Consider the following 17451-nt stretch of genomic DNA (forward strand, 5'->3'; position numbering starts at 1 on the left):
GGTGGTTTCGCCGGCCGGTTCGTCGTCTGGGCCGCCAGTGTCGTGAAGACCACCGTCGAGATCGTCCGGAAGAAGGAAGGCCAGAAAGGCTTCCAGCCACTCCCGAGACGCTGGGTGGTGGAACGCACCCTGGCGTGGATCACCGCACATCGCCGCCTCGCCCGTGACTACGAACGCGACCCGGCCAGCTCCACGGCCTTCGTCCACTGGGCCATGATCCGCACCATGGCCCGCCGCCTCGCCCGCCACGCTCCCGTCCCACGCTGGACCCCCCGAAAGACAACCGAGAGCTAAACAACATCAAGATTCAGGACAGGCACTCAGGCCGGATCGGCGCGGAACCGAATGACGAGCCGGCCCCTGGTTCCGCCCCGCTCGAGTCGAGCGTGCGCCTCGCCCGCCTGGTCGGGCGGGAACACTCCGGCGACCCGCAGGGTGAGACGCCCCTCCTCCACGAGCTGGCGCAGTCGGTCGAGCTTCGCCTGCTCGTGGCGGTAGTCCCGGACCCACACCTGGTGCACCGTGATGCCGCGCTCGGTCTCGCCGCCGGACGGCCGCACCGCGGCGAGCGCGCCGCCGTCGCGCACGGCCGGCAGGACGAGGGCACCGAGCAGGGCCGCGTCGACGAGGGCGTCCACTCCGCCGGGCGCCACTTCACGGATCCGTCGGGCGACGTCGTCACCACGCCGCACCACCGCGTCGGCGCCGAACGAGGCCACCAGGTCCTCGTCGGATTCGGCCGCGTCGGCGATCACCCGCAGACCGTCCACCTTGGCGAGCTGAACCACGTATCCGCCCAGCGTTCCGGCCGCCCCGGTCACCGCGACCGTGCCGCCCGGCGGGACGGCGAGCAGGTCGAGCGCGCGCCGCGCCGTGAGCCCGTTCATCGGTAGCGTGGCGGCCTCGACGAGGGTGCGGCCCGCCGGAGTCCGCGCCACGGACGTGGGCGCCACGACGATGCTGTCGCCGTAGCCCCCGTGACTTCCCCTGGGCATCACGATCGCCATCACCGACTCGCCGACCGCGAGGCCGGTCCCGGTGTCCGGGCCGATCTCGTCGATCACGCCGGCGACGTCCATCCCGGGCACGTACGGCGGGTCGACACCCTGTTGACGCTCGTGGGCGAGCCCGCTGCGCACCACCGTGTCGGTGGGATTCACCGCCGCGGCGTGCACAGCTATCCGAATCTTCCCCGGGCCGGCGTGGCGGTCGGGAAGCTCGAACAGGCGCAGCGCCTCCGGACCGCCATACGCGTCAGGCGTCACTCCCACCACTCGCATCTGTCGCCCAACTCCTTGTTCCGACTTATACTTGGCCAACCGATAGTATGACAGCCTTGTATATGGGGAAGAGGGCTGTATCGACGGAGGACACCGATCGCGGACGCCGTGCGCGGCCCGTCAACGCATCGAGGTGACGATCGACATGAACGACACGGCCGCGGCCGCCGAGGGAGCTCGAACCGAGCGCGACCCGCGGGCCACCGAGCGGGTGGGGACGATCACGAACGACCACGCCGGCGTGGTCCGCCGGCCGCGGCCGGTGCCGACCAGGCTGACGAACGGCTTCTGGGCGGCGGCGGCGCGGCGCGAGCTGGGCATCCAGCGATGCCGCGCCTGCGGGCGTCGCTTCCACCCGCCGGTGCCCGTGTGTTCGCGATGCCACTCCGAGGACCTGGGCTTCGAACCGGTGAGCGGCCGGGGGACGATCCACAGCCTCACCGTCATGACGGAGGCACTGGTACCCGGCTTCGAGCCGGCCCTCCCGCTGATCGTCGTCGCCGTCGAGCTCGACGAGCAGGAAGGGTTGGTCGTGGTGTCGAATCTGGTCGGCGACCACGGACCGGGCGCCCGGATCGGGGCGCGGGTCGAAGTGGCGTTCGAGCGCCTGCCGGACGACGGCGGCCTGCTCCCCCAGTTCCGGGTGGGCGAAGGAGCGACCGCATGACCCGCCCGGCCGGTCGGGGCGCGGCGGTCGTCGGCACCGGGTTCTCCGACGTCGCCCGCCGGTCCTCGCGCCCGCTCGGCGCGCACGTGATCCAGGCGTGCCTGCGGGCGGTCGAGGACTGCGGCTTGTCGGTGGCCGACATCGACGGTCTGGCCAACTATCCGAATCCGTCCCGACCGGTCGGCGCGATCGTGGACGGCGTCGACGTGGCCGGCGTGAACTACGTCGCCCGGACACTCGGCCTCGACAACCTCGGCTGGGCGTGCTCGGTCTCGCAGGGGACAGTCGTCGGCGCCCTCGTCGAGGCGATCAACGCGGTACTCGCCGGCGCGGCCCGGCACGTCCTGGTGTGGCGCGGGATGTACAACCCGCCCGGGCACTTCGGCCGGGTCGAGGCCGACGTCGCGGAGGCGGACAACCAGTTCACGCACCCCTACGGTCTCGGCCACACCGTCCCGGCCTTCGCGCTGCCGTACGCCCGGTACCTGTGGAAGTACGGAAAATCCCGGGCCGACATGGCCGCTTTCGTGTCGAGGAATCGGGAGCTCGTCGTCGACGACCCGGACGCCGTCTTCTCGGGACAACCGCTTTCGGCGGACGACTACCTCCAGGCCCGGATGATCGCGACGCCGCTGTCGTTGTACGACTGCGACATGCCGGTCACCGGCTGCGGCGCGGTGGTCGTCTCCTCCGCCGAGCGGGCCAGGGACCTCCGCCGGCGCCCCGCCCATGTCGCCGGTCACGTGAGCCTGGGGCTGCCGCGCCACAACAGCCCGATCATGCAGTACGAGCACCTTGCCGAAAGCGGGCGGCAGCTCGGGGCACTGCTGTGGAAGCGCGCCGGCCTGCGTCCGTCCGACGTCGATCAGGCCAATCTTTATGACGGCTTCAGCTACTACGTTCCGTTCTGGGCGGAATGGTTGGGGTTCTGCGGCGAGGGCGAAGGGCTCGACTATCTCGCGAGGGACCCGGCCGACCGCGTCCCGGTCAACACGAACGGCGGCGCCCTGGGCCGAGGCCGGCTGCACGGCACACCACAGGTGATCGAGGCGGTCCGCCAGCTGCAGGGCCGCGCGTTCCACCAGGTCGACGGTGCGCGCGTCACGCTCGCCCAGGCCGGCGATCCCAGCCACGGCGCCGCCGCCGTCGTCCTCACCGCCGAGGACTGACCAGACCGGGCCGCCCCGAGGTCGTCCGGCCTGGCCCGAGCCATTGCTCGGCTAGCAAATTATCGGATAGCATAGTAATTGTTTCCAACATCGTTGGCGCGGTGCGCGGCCCGAGAGGGCCAGCGGCCGGGCGTGACGTGGTCCCTCGATGTGGATGGGGTGAGCCATGGACCTCAGCTGGAGTGAGGACGAGAAGGGCTTCCGCCGCGAAGCGCGGGCCTGGCTCGAGACGAACCTGGCCGAATGGCGCGACGAGCTGGCCGGCCCGGTGCTGTCGGGCGACACCCCGGAGGGGTTCGCTCAGCACCTGCGTTGGGAGCGCCGGCTGTTCGCCGGCCGCTGGGCCGCCGTGTCATGGGCGCCGCACCACGGCGGCCGGGGCGCGTCCCTGTGGGAATGGCTGTTGTTCGAGGAGGAGTACCACCGCGCCGGGGCTCCGATGCGCGTCACGCAGAACGGTGTCTTCCTGCTGGCTCCGTCGGTCTACGAGTTCGGTACGGCGGCGCAGCGCGACGGCATCCTGCCGCGCGTGGCCAACGCGGACGACCTGTGGTGCCAGGGCTGGAGCGAGCCGAACGCGGGAAGCGACCTCGCCTCGCTCACGAGCGCGGCGCGGCGCGTCGACGGCGGCTGGGTGCTCGACGGCCAGAAGACGTGGACGACACGAGGCGCCTTCTGCACCCATCTGTTCGGGCTGTTCCGCACGGTCGCCGGCTCGACGCGGCACCACGGCCTCAGCTACCTGCTCGTCCCGCTCGACACGCCGGGCGTGACCGTGCGCGGTTTCGGCCGGCTCGACGGCGACGAGGGTTTCGCCGAGGTCTTCTTCGATCAGGCCTTCCTCGCCGACGAGGCCGTCCCCGGCGGCGTGGTGCTCGGGGAACCGGGCAACGGCTGGGCCGTGGCGATGGCCACGGCCGGCTCCGAACGAGGCCTGACCTTACGGTCACCGGGTCGGTTCCTGGCGACCGCGAACCGGTTGGCCGGCCTCCTGGCCGAACGCGGCGGAGGCGACGCCGTGTTGCGCCGTCGGGTGGCCGACGCGTGGATGAAGGCGGAGGCCTACCAGCTCCACACGCTGCGCGCGGTGACGTTTCTCGCGGCCGGCGAGCAGGCGGGACCCGAGGCCAGCCTGAGCAAGCTGTGGTGGAGCGAGCTCGACGTCGAGCTGCACGAGACGGCTCTCGACCTGCTCGGTCCCGACGCGGAGCGCGACGGCCCATGGAGCAGGGGCTGGCAGTTCTCGCTCTCGGGGCCGATCTACGCCGGTACCAACGAGGTCCAGCGGAACATCGCCGCGGAACGGCTCCTGGGATTGCCGCGCCGATGAGGTTCACACTGACCGCCGAACAGTCGGCGTTTCGCCACGCGGTGCACGACCTGCTGGCCAAGGAGTGCTCGATGTCGGTGGTGCGCGAGGCGTGGGAGGCCCCGCCCGGCCAGCTCGACCGGGGTGTCTGGAACCGTCTCGACGAGATGGGCGTGACGGCGATACTCGTCCCCGAGTCGCGCGCCGGTCTCGGCCTCGACGAGTGCGCGCTGGTTCCCGTCCTCGAGGAGACGGGCCGCTGCGCCCTGCCCCATCCGATCGTGGAGAGCGCGATGGTGGCGGCGCCGCTCGGCGTGTCCGGCCTGGTGGCCACCGACCTGGGCGGCGGCCTCGTCTCGTGCGCCGCCGACGCCGACCTTCTCCTGCTGCGCGCCGGTCCGGCGCTGCGCGCGTACCGGCCCGACGAGGTCGCGGTCACCGCCGTCACGACCGTCGACGGTGCCCGGCGCGCGGGAACGGTACGCCCCCTCGCGGCGGGCACACTCGTGACCGACGACCCCGCGGAGATCGCCACGGCCGGTCTTCGCGGCACCGTGGGCGTGGCGGCCCAGCTCGTCGGGCTGGCTCGGCGCATGTTGGAGATCACCGTCGCCTACGTCGTCGAGCGCCGCCAGTTCGGGGTGCCGATCGGTTCGTTTCAGGCGGTCAAGCATCACCTGGCCAACGCGCTCGTCCAGATCGAGTTCGCGGCTCCCGCCGTCTCGCGGGCCGGGCACTCGCTGGCGTCCCGGGCCCGGACAGTCGCCCGCGACGTGTCGATGGCCAAGGCGCTGGCGGGTGACGCCGCCGCGGTCACCGGCAGGGCCGCGCTCCAATGTCATGGCGCCATCGGCTACACCGTCGAATACGACCTGCAACTGCTCATGAAACGGGCGTGGGCGCTCACCCGCTCGTGGGGGGACCGGGCGTTCCACGCCGAAGCCGTCGCGGCCGCGATCACAGGCCGGCTCGACGGCGCCGACCCCGCGTCGTGCGTCCGCGCTCCCGGGTCGCCGGAGGAGAAGCGATGAGGACACGAGTGCCGGCACTCGGCGCTGAGGGCTGGTTCACCGAGGACGGCGGTCCCGCCCTGGTCGGCGGCCGGTGCGCCACCTGCGGCACGGTGACGTTCCCGGCCGTGACCTACTTCTGCGCCAACCCCGGCTGCGGCGGACGCGAGTTCACCCGGGCGCGGCTCGGCCCCACGGGCACGGTGTGGAGCTACACGGACCTGCGCTACCAGCCGCCGCCCCCGTTCGTCCCGGCCACCGCGCCGTACACGCCGTTCGCGCTGCTCGCGGTCGAGGTCGACGACTGCGGCCTGGTGGTCATCGGCCAGGCCGTCGCCGGAGTCGGGGTCGACGACCTGCGGGTGGGCGCAAGCGTGGAACTCGTGATCGACACACTCTTCAGCGACGACGACCACGACTACACGATCTGGAAGTGGCGCCCGAGCGAGAGGGCAAGGTGAAAGACGTTGAGTGACGTTGTCGTGGCGGGCGTCGGGATGACCGCGTGGGGCAAGTGGGGCCGGAGGTTCGTCGAGTACGGCGTCGAGGCCGCGACGGAGGCGCTCGCCGACGCCGGCCTCGACTGGCCCGACGTGCAGTTCGTCGCCGCCGGTGAGACCGTCCGCAACGGATACGCCGGGTATGTCGCCGCCTCGTCGATCGCGCAGGCTCTGGGCTGGTCCGGTGCGCAGCTCGCGACCGCCTACGGCGCCTGCGCGTCGGGAACGATGGCGATCGACATCGCCCGGGCCCGGATCCTCGCCGGCTTGTGCGACGTCGCGCTGGTCGTCGGGGCCGACACCACCCCCAAAGGCTTCCTGGCCCCCAACGCCGGTGACCGCCCGAGCGACCCCGACTGGCTGCGGTTCCGACTGCTCGGAGCGGCGAACCCGGTGTACTTCGCCTTCATGGCCCGCCGGCGGATGGACCTCTACGGCGCCACCCAGGAGGACTTCGCCGCGGTCAAGGTGAAGAACTCCCGGCACGGGCGGGCCAACCCGCGCGCCCGGTACCGCAGGGAGGTCACCGTCGAGGAGGTTCTCGCCTCGCCCGTCGTCTCCGACCCGCTGCACCTGCTCGACATCTGCGCGACGTCCGACGGCGGTGCGGCGCTGGTGCTGGTGAGCGAGGCCAAGGCCCGGCAGCTCGCCGGAGCGTCGCCCGCGGTTCGCCTTCGAGGGGTCGCCAGCATCACGCCGAGGTACCCGAACACCGTGCTCGAGCTTCCGAACATCTCCGCCGACTCGTCCCTCGTCGTCGCTCCCCCGCCGCGCGGCTACATGGACTCCATCGCCGACGCGGCGTACGAGCAGGCCGGCATCGGGCCGGACGACATCGACGTCGCCGAGGTGTACGACCTGGCGACGGCGATCGAGCTCGACTGGTACGAGCATCTGGGCTTCTGCGCGCCGGGAGGGGCCGAGAAGCTGCTGCGCGACGGTGAGACCGCGCTCGGCGGACGGATCCCGGTGAACCCGAGCGGTGGGCTCGCCTGCTTCGGGGAGGCGGTGCCGGCGCAGGCCATCGCACAGGTCGGCGAGATCACCTGGCAGCTTCAGGGGCGGGCGACCGGCCGCCAGGTGAGCCGAGCCCGTACGGGCCTCACCGCGAACAAGGGCCTGTTCGGTCATGGTTCGGCGGTCGTCCTGAGCACCTGAGCGGGAACGGGAGACCCGGTCCCCGTCCGACCAGGGGGCGGGAGAGCCCGGCGACGCCAGGCCAGGCCACGCCCGCTCGGGCCGCGGCTCGGGGAACGGGCCTCGCCGGCGACGGGAATCACCGTCGCCGGAAAACACCTCGACAATAACGGCGACCACGCCCACCGGGCAGGGGTCGATACCCTCGGCCAACACCGCCGTGGCGTTCCGGACCGTCGTGTCGTCCCGCCTTCCGTCACTCCGGAAAGGTCACGGGTTTCGTCGGCCGCGCAGGCGGAACCCGTCGCGATCCCCGCCGCCCGCCCGGCTGGCGGGCGCGACACGAGAACACACCCGTGTCACCTGGGCGGCGAATCTCCCCACCAGGGATCAATGACGGGTCCCGAAGATGCTATGGTTGCCAACTATCGTATGGCCGACTAAACTCGGGCTATCCACGGCGCTCGGCAGCGGCTGAGTCGGGAATCTTCGCACGCGAGGTGGCCATGCTCAAACTTTTCAGCGCGGACGATCATATTATCGAGCACGCTCGGGTATGGCAGGACCGAGTGCCCGCGAAGTTTCTCGAGGCGGCGCCGCGGGTGATCGAAGAGGACGGTCGCGAGTACTGGATATACAACGGTGTTCGTGGCGAAACCATGGGCCTGAATGCCGTCGTCGGCCGTCCCCGCGATCAGGTCAATCTTGATCCCGTCCGGTTCTCGGACATGCGGCCGGGCTGTTACGACCCGGCCGAGCGCGCGAAGGACCTGCTTTCCGACGGCATCTTCGCCTCGGTGTTGTTCCCGACGCTTCCACGGTTCTCCGGCACACTGTTCCTGACGTTCGACGACAAGGAACTGGCCGATGCCTGCGTCCGCGCGTACAACGACTTCATCATCGACGAATGGTGCCCGGGAGGACCGGCCGGCCTGTATGTGCCGACCATAATCTGCCAGCTGTGGGATCCGGAACTGGCGGCCAGGGAGATCCACCGCTGCGCCGATCTCGGCGCCCGGGCGATTTCCTTCCCCGAGAACGCGGTGCCCCTCGGCCTGCCCTCCTACTGGAACTCGTTCTGGGATCCGATCTGGCGGGCCTGCGAGGAACGCGACATCGTCATGTGCCTCCACATCGGCACCAGCACGTGGCGGCCGACGCCCTCGCCGGACGCACCCGAAGTACTGACCTTCTCCCTCCATCAGGTCGGATCCATCATGTCGTCGGTGAACCTCATGATGAGTCCGGTGTGCCGCAAGTTCCCGGGCCTGAAGTTCGTGTTCTCGGAGGGCGGCATCGGCTGGGTTCCGAACGCCCTGGAGCGAGCGGACCGTTTCTGGGTGCGGCACGGGGTCTACAACGGCACCGACGACATCCTCCCGTCGGAGATCTTCCGGCAGAACATGTACCTCTGCATGGTCGAGGAACCGATCTGCCTGCGGTACCGCAACGACATCGGCATCGACCGGATCATGTGGGAGTGCGACTACCCGCACAATGACACCACCTGGCCGGAGAGCCAGACATCGGCGGCCATGACGTTCGAGGAAGCCGGCTGCAACGACGAGGAGATCGAGGCGATCACGCACGGGAACGCCGAGCGGATCTTCAACTGGACGATGGCGCGGGACAATGCACCGGTGGGCTGAGCCGCCGTCCGGGCCGGTGCCCGCCCACGACGCCGAGCCGGGAACCCCGAGCCCGTGGCTCGCCTGAGTCCGGTCGCGCGCGGCGACGCGCCCGCCCACGTTCAGGCGATCTACGACGACGTCTTCTCGCCGGGCCGTGACCCGGTCGCCGAGCCGGGCACGGCGACCGGGTCCGCGGGCGACTTCTGGACCGTCCTCGCCAACGTGCCCGAGATCATCGTGCACGCCAGGACCTTCGCCAACGACTTCGTCCGGTCGAACGCACGCGAGCTGACCCGTTCCCAACGCGAGCTGGTGATCGTCCGCGCGGCCTTCAACATCGAGAGCAAGTTCGAGTACTCACAGCACCGCAAGTTCCTGCGGGCCACCGGCTATCCCGAGAACAAGGCGGCCGAGATCCCGGTGTGGACCACCTCGACCGTCTTCGCCCCGGACGAGCGCGCCCTGCTCGGCCTGGCCGACGAGATCTCGCTGGGCCGCGGCCGTTCCCAGGACGCCACCTACGAGCGGCTCCGCGAGCACTTCCCCGAAACCGCGGTCCTCGAGGCCGCCTACATCGCGGCCCAGTACGTGATGTTCGGGCTGCTGTGCCGCTCGCTGCGGCTGGAGTACGACGCCACTCCCGAACGCTGTGAGGAGGTGTCGTCGAGTTGACCAGCGAGACCGCGGCGGCATTACGCCTGCCGGTCATCGAGTACCTCGCCGAGCACGGTGACCGGCCGTGCTTCTTCTTCGAGGGCACGACGATCACCTATCGGGAGGTCCTCGGATCGATCTACCGCTGTGCGCGCGCGCTGCTGACGGCCGGCGTCCGGCCCGGGGACGGTGTCGCCATCCTGTCCGGGAACCGCCCCGAACTGTTCTACGTGCGGACAGCCGCGCAGTTGATCGGCGTGCGCACGACGGCGCTCCATCCGCTCAGCTCGGTCGACGACCACACGTTCGTTCTGCGGGACGCCGAACTGGACGGAGTCGTCTTCGATCCCCGGTACGAGGACGTCGTCCGCACTTTGAACGGTCGGACACCGCTGCGAACCGTCGCGGCCCTGGGCCCGGCGGGGATCGGATTCGACCTGGTCGCCGCGGCCTCGGTCGAGGCGCCGGAACCGCCCGAGCCCGGACCGGTCCGGGTGCCCCGGGCCCTCGTGTACACCGGGGGTACGACCGGCCGGCCGAAGGGCATCGTCATGTCGCCCGCCGCCCAGGCGTTCGCCACGGCGACGATCACGGAGTTCTGGCAGTGGCCGGACGAGATAACCATCCTCCTGTCGACGCCGCTGAACCACGCCGCCGGAACGGTGCTGCCGCCGACCTTCGCCCGCGGCGGCTCGGTCGTCCTCCTGCCGAGCTTCACCTCCGAAGCCTGGCTCGCGGCGGTGGAGCGCCACCGCGTGACGACGGCGCTGATCGTACCGACGCAGCTCTACCGCATCCTGGACGACCCGTCCCTGGCGGACCGGGATCTCACCAGCCTGAAAACCATCTTCTACGGTGCCGCCCCGTGCTCGCCGACCCGGCTGGCCGAGGCGCTCCGGGTCTTCGGCCCGTTGTTCTTCCAGTTCTACGGACAGACCGAGGCGCCCATGACCGTGACCGTCCTCCGGAAGGAGGAGCACGATCTGAGCGTGCCGGAACGGCTGTCGTCGTGTGGACGACCGGTGCCCGGCATCGAGGTCCGCCTGCTCGACGACGACGGTGTCCCCGTCGCGCGCGGCCAGCCCGGAGAGATCTGCGTACGCGGGCCTCTCGTCGCCCTGGAGAGCTACCGGAACCGTCCGGCCGACACGGCGGCGGCGCTCGCGGGAGGCTGGCTGCACACCGGCGAGGTGGCGACCGAGGACGAGCAGGGGTTCCTTTATATCGTCGACCGCAAGAAGGACATGATTCTGTCCGGCGGGTACAACATCTACCCGCGGGAGATCGAGGACTGCCTCGGGGCTCATCCGGCGGTCCGCGAGGTGGCCGTCATCGGCGTTCCCGACGACCGGTGGGGCGAAGCCGTGAAAGCACTCGTCGTCCGCCGGCCCGACCATGACGACGTCACCGAGAACGAGCTGATCAAGTTCGCGAAGGAACGGCTGGGCTCGCTGCACGCGCCGAAGTCACTCGACTTCGTCGACACGATTCCCCTGAGCCCGCTGGGCAAAATCGACAAGAAGGCACTACGCGAGAGGCACTGGGGGAATCGAGCCCGCAGGGTGAACTAGCGATCGGTCAAACGGAGCCGGGCCGGCCCTGGCGTCACACGGAAGGAGACCTCCAGCGGAGGATCTCGCGCAGGAGCCGTGCTCGTGACGCGCACGGCTCGCGACAGCGGGTGATCACACTCGCGGATGCCGCCCGAACTGGCCGGCGGCCAGTTCGGGCGGCGCTAGGAGACAAGATGTCGATACAGATACCGTCGGCGGCGGAGAACAACCAGATCGGCGACGCGCTGGGCGGCCTCGTTCTCGATCATGCCGGCATGGCCGTCGTGGACGCGGTCGCGACGGCCCGAACCCTGGCGGCCGTGTTCGGTGTCAGGCAGTGGCGGCGCATGGTTTTCCGCACCGAAGCGGTGTACCGCGGGACGCCCGAGACGGTCGGCGGAACGGTGCTGACCGGCTCGCTGGGCCCGATCAAACTCGAACTGGTACAGCCGACCGAGGGGCACTGGACGGCGGCCGACGTACTGCGAGAACGCGGCGAATGCCTGTACCACCTGGGCTTCCGCACCGGTGACCTGAAAACCGTCCAGGCTGGGAGCGCGAACGCCGGGCTGGTCTCGATGCTTACCGGCCTCGACGCGGGCGGTACCGCCTTGTTCGAGTATCTTCAGCCGACGGATCTGCCCAACCTGACGATCGAAGTCGTCGGTCCGGAGATTCCGGAGGGCTTCGTCGTCGAGTCGGAGACACTGCGGTTCCCCGCCGGCTGAACGGAGCCAACGGCCCGGACGACATCGTGATCACCGAACCGGGCGCCGCCGCCCCCGACGCGGTGGCCGGATCCGGCGGAGCGCGGCTTCTCGCATCTGCCGTCCCGCCGCCGCGGAGGCGCGCGTGTCCGAGTGAGCGGACGAGGGGACCGTCTCCGTCGACGGTCCCCTCGTCCGCTCCGGCGCTGGGATGCCCTCGCGGGCCCGGCGGACGTGCGGATCGCGATCATCTGCGACAACTACGCACCGCACCTGTCGACCCGGGTCGATGGGCGGGTCGGGGCGTGGGCGGCGACGAGCAACGTTGAGATCGCCCACACCCCGGCGTACTCGAGTTGGCTCAACCGGATCGAGGCCCAGTCACCGCCCTGCGCTACTTCGCGTTGGACGGCACCGACCACCGCGACCACCGGGCCCAAGCCAGCATGATCCGCCGGTACACCATCGGGCGGAACAGGCAGGCAGCCGACAGGCAGCCACGCCAGGTCGTCGACAGGCGAACGTGGCCTGGCGCGGCACTGGCTCCGCTCAGGTGGGAACCCGCACGGGGATCTCCTCGCCCTGCCTCGGCGGGACCATGCGCGTCCTGCCGGTACGGAACGTGATCAGTACTTTCGCGCCCTCCGGGCCCACCGTGATCGGCCCGTACACCGTTCCCGCGCGGACGATACGCACATCACCTTCGGTGTACCACTGATGATCAACCTGCTGAGATCCTGCCATGATGACCTCGAGGTAGTCGCTGTCGTGCGTGTGGGCCCCGACCCGGGTGTTCGGCTCGAACTCGGCGAGCACGACGACCGGAGCCTCGTCGTTATCAGGTTCGCCGACGACGAAAGTGGCGGCGAGTACGCCGTTACGGGAACTCCACTCGATCTCGTCGTTCTTGACCGAAACCTTTGGGCGGTGCAGACCGATCCTTCTCATGACGGGAACCCCTTCGCGGGTTGGCCGGGATCTGTCGGAGGAGTCCGAACAGAGATCTGGGTTCGACGGGGGCGGTACCGCCCCTACACGGCCACGTCACGGATGAGTTTCGGTAGCTCTCGTTCGAGCTCCTCGACCGACCAGCCGTCCAGGGCGACGCCCTCGCCGCGCTCCCACCACAGCTCCCGCAGCCGGATCGCCGCGTCGGCGGTGAAGGCGACCGGTCCGAGGTGGAAGATCCGGCCGCTGATCCCGGCCGCGGCGTCGGAGGCCAGGTAGACGACCAGCGGGGTGTTCTGATGGGGACCGAGATGCTGGATCGTCGCCTCGTCCTCCTCCCGCACCGTGCCGGTACGAAAGAAGAAGATCCGCGACTGGCGGGTGATCGCCAGCGGCGACACCGCGTTCACCGTGATCCCGTACTGCTCGCACTCGGCCGCCGCGGTCGCGGTGAAGGACGCGACCGCTATCTTGGCCGCGCTGTAGATCATCATTCCGCCGATACCGGTAAAACTGGAGATGGTGTTGATGATCCGCCCTGGGTGCCCGGCCGCGCGCATCGCGTTCACCGCGGCGCTGGTCGTGCCCATCGTCCCTCTCACGTGGACGCCGAACTCCGCGTCGAACCTGTCGTCGTCCAGGTCGAACGTGGTCGACTCGTTCCACGTCCCGGCGTTGTTGACGACGATGTCGATGTCTCCGTAGCGGTCGATCACCTTGTCGATCAGTTCCTTGCCCGCGGCGATGCTGCCGATGTCGGTGTTGTCGGCGATCGCCTCTCCGCCAGCGGCGACGATGTCGTCCACCACCTCCTGGGCGACGTTCGCGGGCGGACGCGACCGGTCCAGCCCCCTGCCACCCTCTCCACTGACAAGATCAAGACCGACGTCGTTGACGACCACCCTGGCCCCCGCCTCGGCCAGCCCCAGCGCGTGCGAGCGGCCAATGCCCCGGCCCGCGCCGGTAACGACCGCGATCTTTCCGTCCAGACTCCCCATGACGAGTCTTTCCTTTCCTTGTCTCGATGCTTGTCTCGGCTCGATTCGATGCCCGGGTTCGAGGCCCGGGTTCGAGGCCCGGAGACTCGACGTCTCCCGCTGACCGCCCGCCGTACACCCCGGGACTTCTCGTCGTTTCCGGCGCCCCCGTTTCCGGAACCCTCCGTTCTCGGTTGCCGCACGCGTCGCGCGTGCGGCACGTGCCGCACGCGCGACGTCGGCGCACGCCCCGGCTACCGGCTCGCAACCGGCCGATCGGCCCTCACGGACCACCGGACAGGCCGTGCGTCGCGGACCGGCCGAACTCGGGTGTCTCGCCGAGGTATGCACGCTGGATGCGTGACATGTCAGCGAGCAACGACGCGGCCGGCGCCTCGAGCGCCACGGTGCCGTGCACGAGGACGGTCGCCCGGTCGGCGATGCCGAGCGCCAGACCCACGTGCTGCTCGACGAGCAGCACCGCGGCGCCGGTCTCGGTGGCCACCCGCCGCACTATGGGCAGGAGCTGCTGCACGATCACCGGCGCGAGCCCCATGCTGAGCTCATCGATGATCAGCACCTTCGGTCGCTGCATCAGGGCGCGGCCCATGGCCAGCATCTGCTGCTCTCCGCCGGAGAGCATGCCGGCGCGGACGTCCAGGCAGCGGTGGAGCGCCGGGAAGTAGGAGAGCACCTCGTCGAGGCTCGGGCCGTCCTTTCGCCGGCCCAGGCTCAGGTTCTGCAGCGTGGTGAGCGTCGTGAACAGCGCGCGGTCGTCGGGCACCAGCACCAGGCCACGCCGGGTCAGCGCGACCGGGTTGCCGTTCGGAGTGTCACCGCCGCCGATCCGCACCTCGCCCGCAAGGCGCGGCAGCAGCCCGGCCAGCGTCAGCATGACCGTCGTCTTGCCGGCTCCGTTCGGGCCGAGCAGGGCGACGACCTCCCCCGGACCGATCGTGAGGGAGAAGTCGCGCACGACCGGTTTGCCGTCGTATCCGGCGTCGAGCCCCGTGCACTGCAGCAACCCGCTCATGGGTACCGCTCCTCTGGTGGTGGCCGCACGACCGGGCGCGCGGCGGAGGTGTCGCGCGTGCCTGGACGCGGCCCCGCGCGGTCAACTGGTCGGGCTGGTCATGAGGCCACCACCTGGTCGGGGACGGCTCCCAGATATGCCTCCGCGACCCGCGGGTCGTCCCGGATCTCGGCCGGAGGCCCCGACGCGATGAGCGCACCGAGGTCGAGCACATGCACGACGTCGCAGATGCCGAGAACCAGACTCATGTCGTGATCGATCATCACGATGGTGATTCCCTGGTCTCGCGCGGCCTTCAGCCGCTCCCCCAGCCACTGGGTCTCGTCGCTGTCCAGGCCGCTCGCCGGCTCGTCGAGCAGCACGACACGCGGCCGGCCGGCAAGCGCTCTGGCCACCGACACCAGCTGGCGGTATCCCGCCGAGAGCTCGCGCACCGGCCGTTGGCGAACCCCCGCCAGGTGCAGGGCGTCGAACAACGCCTCCAGATCGCCCCGGCCGACCTGGAGATGGTCACCGCCGTGCCGGGCGGCCTCCTCGCCGACGCTGACGTTCTCCTCGACGGTCAGGTCCTCGTACAGCTCGATCCCCTGGAAGGTGCGCCCGAGGCCGGCCCGGACCCGCTGGTGCGGTCTGAGCCCCTGCAGATCCAGCTGCTCGAACGTCACCGTGCCGGCCGAGGCCACGTACCCGCTCACCGCGTCAAGGAGCGTTGTCTTGCCGGCGCCGTTCGGGCCGATGAGGCCGACGATGGTGCCCGCCTCGACGTCGAACGACACGTCGTCGACCGCCACGATGCCGCGGTAGCGGACCGTGAGACCACGGACGGAAAGCACGACCTGGTTGGCATCGGCTGCCGGTGCCGCCACGAGTCGGGGCACGGCGGCGGGACGCAGGTCGGCCTCGCCTGTCTCCTCCGGTCGGACCGGTGCCCGCCTCCGGGAGCGCAGCCAGGCGACCAGCCGGTGCAGGTCGCCCGCCAGGCCCTCCGGCTTGAGGATCACGTTGACGACCAGCAGCGCCCCGGCGAGCACCGTGTACCAGTTACCGAGATCCAGGTTGCGGTCCAGCACCACGTAGAGGACGCCGCCGCTGGCGATGGCCCCGGCGAGGACGCCGCCGCACACCGAGGTGATCCCGGCGAGGAACACGGTCGCGAAGAGCCCGAGCCCGGTGATCGAGTCGAACGTCGACGGAATCGCCGACTGCTGCAGGTAGGCGAGCAGACAGCCGCCGAGGCCGGCGATGTACGCGGCGATGGCGAAGGCGGCGATCTTCGTACGCGCGACGTCGATACCCGCCGCCGCGGCCGATCTCTCGTTGGCCTTGACCGCGGCCATGGCCGCACCCAGCCGGCTGCGACGCAGCACGGCGACACCGACCGCCACGAGGGAAAGGACGACGAGGCACAGGAATCCAAACGCCAGCCGGTTGGACATGACACCCACGCTGAACTTCACACCGAACAGCGAGGGGGTCGAGATCGGCGCCCCGTTGAATCCTCCGTTGAAATCCGGGTTGTTGAACCAGAATGCCTGGAGGGTCACGGCGAGCGCGAGCGTCACGACGGCCACGGGTAAACCCCGGATACGCAACGCGGGCAGCCCCACCACCACGCCGACGAGGGCGGCGACGCCGGAGGCGAGCAACGGGGCGATCGGGAACGGAACGCTCCACTGCCCCGCCAGACGGGCCAGGGCGAACGCGCCGACGCCGGCGAGTGCCAGCTGGGCGAAGGAGATCTGGCCGGCGTACCCGCTGACGACCACCAGGGAGAGCGCGATCACCCCGAAGATGAAGGTGGTGATGACCGCCAGCCGATAGCTGCCGGTGGTCAGGAGCAGGATCCCGGCGCCGATCGGGACGCTGATGAGGGTGGACGGCAGAATACTGCGGGGCCGGGGCGCACCGCCCAGAGTCTTCAGGACGAGAGTCCCTCTCGACGGGAGCGGGCGACCGCGCACGACGAGTACCACCACGATGAGCACGAGAGAGACGAGTTCGGGAAGTCCGGCCTGCGGGAGCCAGTCGTAGGTGGACTGCAGATTCAGCGTCTCGGACTGGACCATCCCGATCGCGAGGCCGGCGGCGACCGCGGGGATCAGCAGCGTGAAGCCGCCCGCCAGCCCCGCGGCCAGAGTGGGAACGATGAACAACGTGTAGGCGACCGGCACGATCGGCACGATCGGCGAGATCAGGATCCCGGCGATCCCGGCGACCACCGCGCTCAACGCCCAGTTGGCGAGGGCGATCCGTTCCGGGGACAGTCCCGTGACGAGGGCGCCCCGCTCGGTCTCCGCGGCGGCACGCGTGACCAGGCCGAACCGGGTGAAGCGGTTGAGAAGCGTTACCAGGGCCGCCACAGCGGTGATGGCGAGCGCGAACCACACCCGGTCGCCCCGGACCGCCTGACCGAACACGTGCCAGGTCGCGTCCGGCAGCACGGCCGGCGTGGTCAGCGGATCGGTGCCCAGACGCAGCCCGAGGAGGCCCTGAATGACGATCATCACGCCGATCGACGCCACGGCCTTCGCCACCGCCGCGGCCCGGCGCAGCGGCCGGAAGACGACGAGATACAGCACGACTCCCAGCACCGCGGCCGTCGCGAGGGCGAGGGCCGCGGCGGGCACGAACGCGAGCGAGTTCCAGGGAAGATCCACCTTGGCCGGCAGTCCGGGAATCGGTACTACGAATTGCCCTTCACGCAGGTAGGCATAAGTAGTCGCGGTGTAAAGACTGATCGCTCCCGTCGCGAAGTTGACGACACCGGAACTTCGGTACGTCACGACGAGGGCCATCGCCAAGGCCGCGTACACTCCACCGCTACCCAGCCCCAGCAGCAGGTAAGCGAAATGCTGGCTCATATCTCGATCCCCCGG

16 protein-coding genes and 1 pseudogene are annotated in these 17451 nt (G+C 70.1%); 12 read left to right on the forward strand and 5 right to left on the reverse strand.

The window, feature by feature from the left end; translation table 11 throughout:
• Nucleotides 1-294, forward strand: a 294-nt coding sequence (locus tag B056_RS0127215) for a transposase (RefSeq protein ID WP_018504217.1), incomplete at its 5' end; no start/stop codon positions are given.
• Between the two features lie 26 nt (nt 295-320).
• Here the strand turns inward: B056_RS0127215 and B056_RS0127220 are convergent.
• Entirely contained in the window at nt 321-1280 is a 960-nt protein-coding gene (locus B056_RS0127220) for an NADP-dependent oxidoreductase (protein WP_035752984.1), read from the reverse strand.
• A gap of 145 nt (nt 1281-1425) precedes the next feature.
• Here B056_RS0127220 and B056_RS38195 point away from each other — a divergent pair, with 145 nt between their 5' ends.
• From B056_RS38195 to B056_RS46235, 11 genes and pseudogenes are all read left to right on the forward strand, one after another.
• The gene (locus B056_RS38195) at nt 1426-1947 is read left to right on the forward strand and encodes a Zn-ribbon domain-containing OB-fold protein (RefSeq protein ID WP_154677270.1); all 522 of its coding nucleotides are present in this window, start codon (nt 1426-1428) and stop codon (nt 1945-1947) included.
• Nucleotides 1944-3116: a thiolase C-terminal domain-containing protein gene (locus tag B056_RS38200; protein ID WP_018505011.1), complete on the forward strand. Its 1173-nt coding sequence runs from the start codon at nt 1944-1946 to the stop codon at nt 3114-3116. Before B056_RS38195 ends, B056_RS38200 begins: the two co-directional genes overlap by 4 nt.
• Before the next feature lie 166 nt (nt 3117-3282).
• Nucleotides 3283-4446, forward strand: coding sequence for an acyl-CoA dehydrogenase family protein (locus tag B056_RS0127235; RefSeq protein WP_018505012.1), 1164 nt, complete (start codon nt 3283-3285; stop codon nt 4444-4446).
• Nucleotides 4443-5456 carry an acyl-CoA dehydrogenase family protein gene (locus B056_RS38205; RefSeq protein ID WP_018505013.1) on the forward strand — a complete coding sequence of 338 codons (1014 nt, stop codon included), beginning with the start codon at nt 4443-4445 and terminating at the stop codon, nt 5454-5456. Before B056_RS0127235 ends, B056_RS38205 begins: the two co-directional genes overlap by 4 nt.
• Complete coding sequence (locus B056_RS0127245) at nt 5453-5896, forward strand: Zn-ribbon domain-containing OB-fold protein (RefSeq protein WP_026240198.1); 444 nt, start codon at nt 5453-5455, stop codon at nt 5894-5896. The genes B056_RS38205 and B056_RS0127245 overlap by 4 nt, the downstream gene beginning before the upstream one ends.
• 6 nt (nt 5897-5902) lie before the next feature.
• Nucleotides 5903-7093 carry a lipid-transfer protein gene (locus tag B056_RS0127250; protein ID WP_076784787.1) on the forward strand — a complete coding sequence of 397 codons (1191 nt, stop codon included), beginning with the start codon at nt 5903-5905 and terminating at the stop codon, nt 7091-7093.
• A 335-nt stretch (nt 7094-7428) separates the two neighbouring features.
• On the forward strand, nt 7429-8721 hold the full coding sequence (locus B056_RS0127255) for an amidohydrolase family protein (RefSeq protein WP_230203219.1): 1293 nt from the start codon (nt 7429-7431) through the stop codon (nt 8719-8721).
• Nucleotides 8722-8775: 54 nt separating this feature from the next.
• On the forward strand, nt 8776-9375 hold the full coding sequence (locus B056_RS38210; protein ID WP_018505017.1) for a carboxymuconolactone decarboxylase family protein: 600 nt from the start codon (nt 8776-8778) through the stop codon (nt 9373-9375).
• Entirely contained in the window at nt 9372-10928 is a 1557-nt protein-coding gene (locus tag B056_RS0127265; protein WP_018505018.1) for an AMP-binding protein, read from the forward strand. The genes B056_RS38210 and B056_RS0127265 overlap by 4 nt, the downstream gene beginning before the upstream one ends.
• A gap of 176 nt (nt 10929-11104) precedes the next feature.
• Nucleotides 11105-11638 (forward strand): VOC family protein, encoded by a 534-nt coding sequence (locus B056_RS0127270; RefSeq protein WP_018505019.1) that lies wholly within the window; start codon nt 11105-11107, stop codon nt 11636-11638.
• Between the two features lie 204 nt (nt 11639-11842).
• A pseudogene (locus tag B056_RS46235) lies at nt 11843-12135 on the forward strand (transposase); the annotation flags it as partial.
• A 31-nt stretch (nt 12136-12166) separates the two neighbouring features.
• Here B056_RS46235 and B056_RS43150 read toward each other — a convergent pair.
• The 4 genes from B056_RS43150 to B056_RS0127295 form a co-directional block, all read right to left on the reverse strand.
• On the reverse strand, nt 12167-12565 hold the full coding sequence (locus B056_RS43150) for a cupin domain-containing protein (protein ID WP_018505021.1): 399 nt from the start codon (nt 12563-12565) through the stop codon (nt 12167-12169).
• 83 nt (nt 12566-12648) lie between these two features.
• Nucleotides 12649-13563: an SDR family NAD(P)-dependent oxidoreductase gene (locus tag B056_RS38215; RefSeq protein ID WP_018505022.1), complete on the reverse strand. Its 915-nt coding sequence runs from the start codon at nt 13561-13563 to the stop codon at nt 12649-12651.
• Nucleotides 13564-13825: 262 nt separating this feature from the next.
• Nucleotides 13826-14575 (reverse strand): ABC transporter ATP-binding protein, encoded by a 750-nt coding sequence (locus B056_RS0127290; RefSeq protein WP_018505023.1) that lies wholly within the window; start codon nt 14573-14575, stop codon nt 13826-13828.
• A 98-nt stretch (nt 14576-14673) separates the two neighbouring features.
• Nucleotides 14674-17436 (reverse strand): branched-chain amino acid ABC transporter permease/ATP-binding protein, encoded by a 2763-nt coding sequence (locus B056_RS0127295; protein ID WP_026240200.1) that lies wholly within the window; start codon nt 17434-17436, stop codon nt 14674-14676.
• Between the last annotated feature and the right edge of the window lie 15 nt (nt 17437-17451).

It is taken from the genome of Parafrankia discariae, from assembly GCF_000373365.1.
GTDB classification, from domain to species: Bacteria; Actinomycetota; Actinomycetes; order Frankiales; family Frankiaceae; genus Parafrankia; species Parafrankia discariae.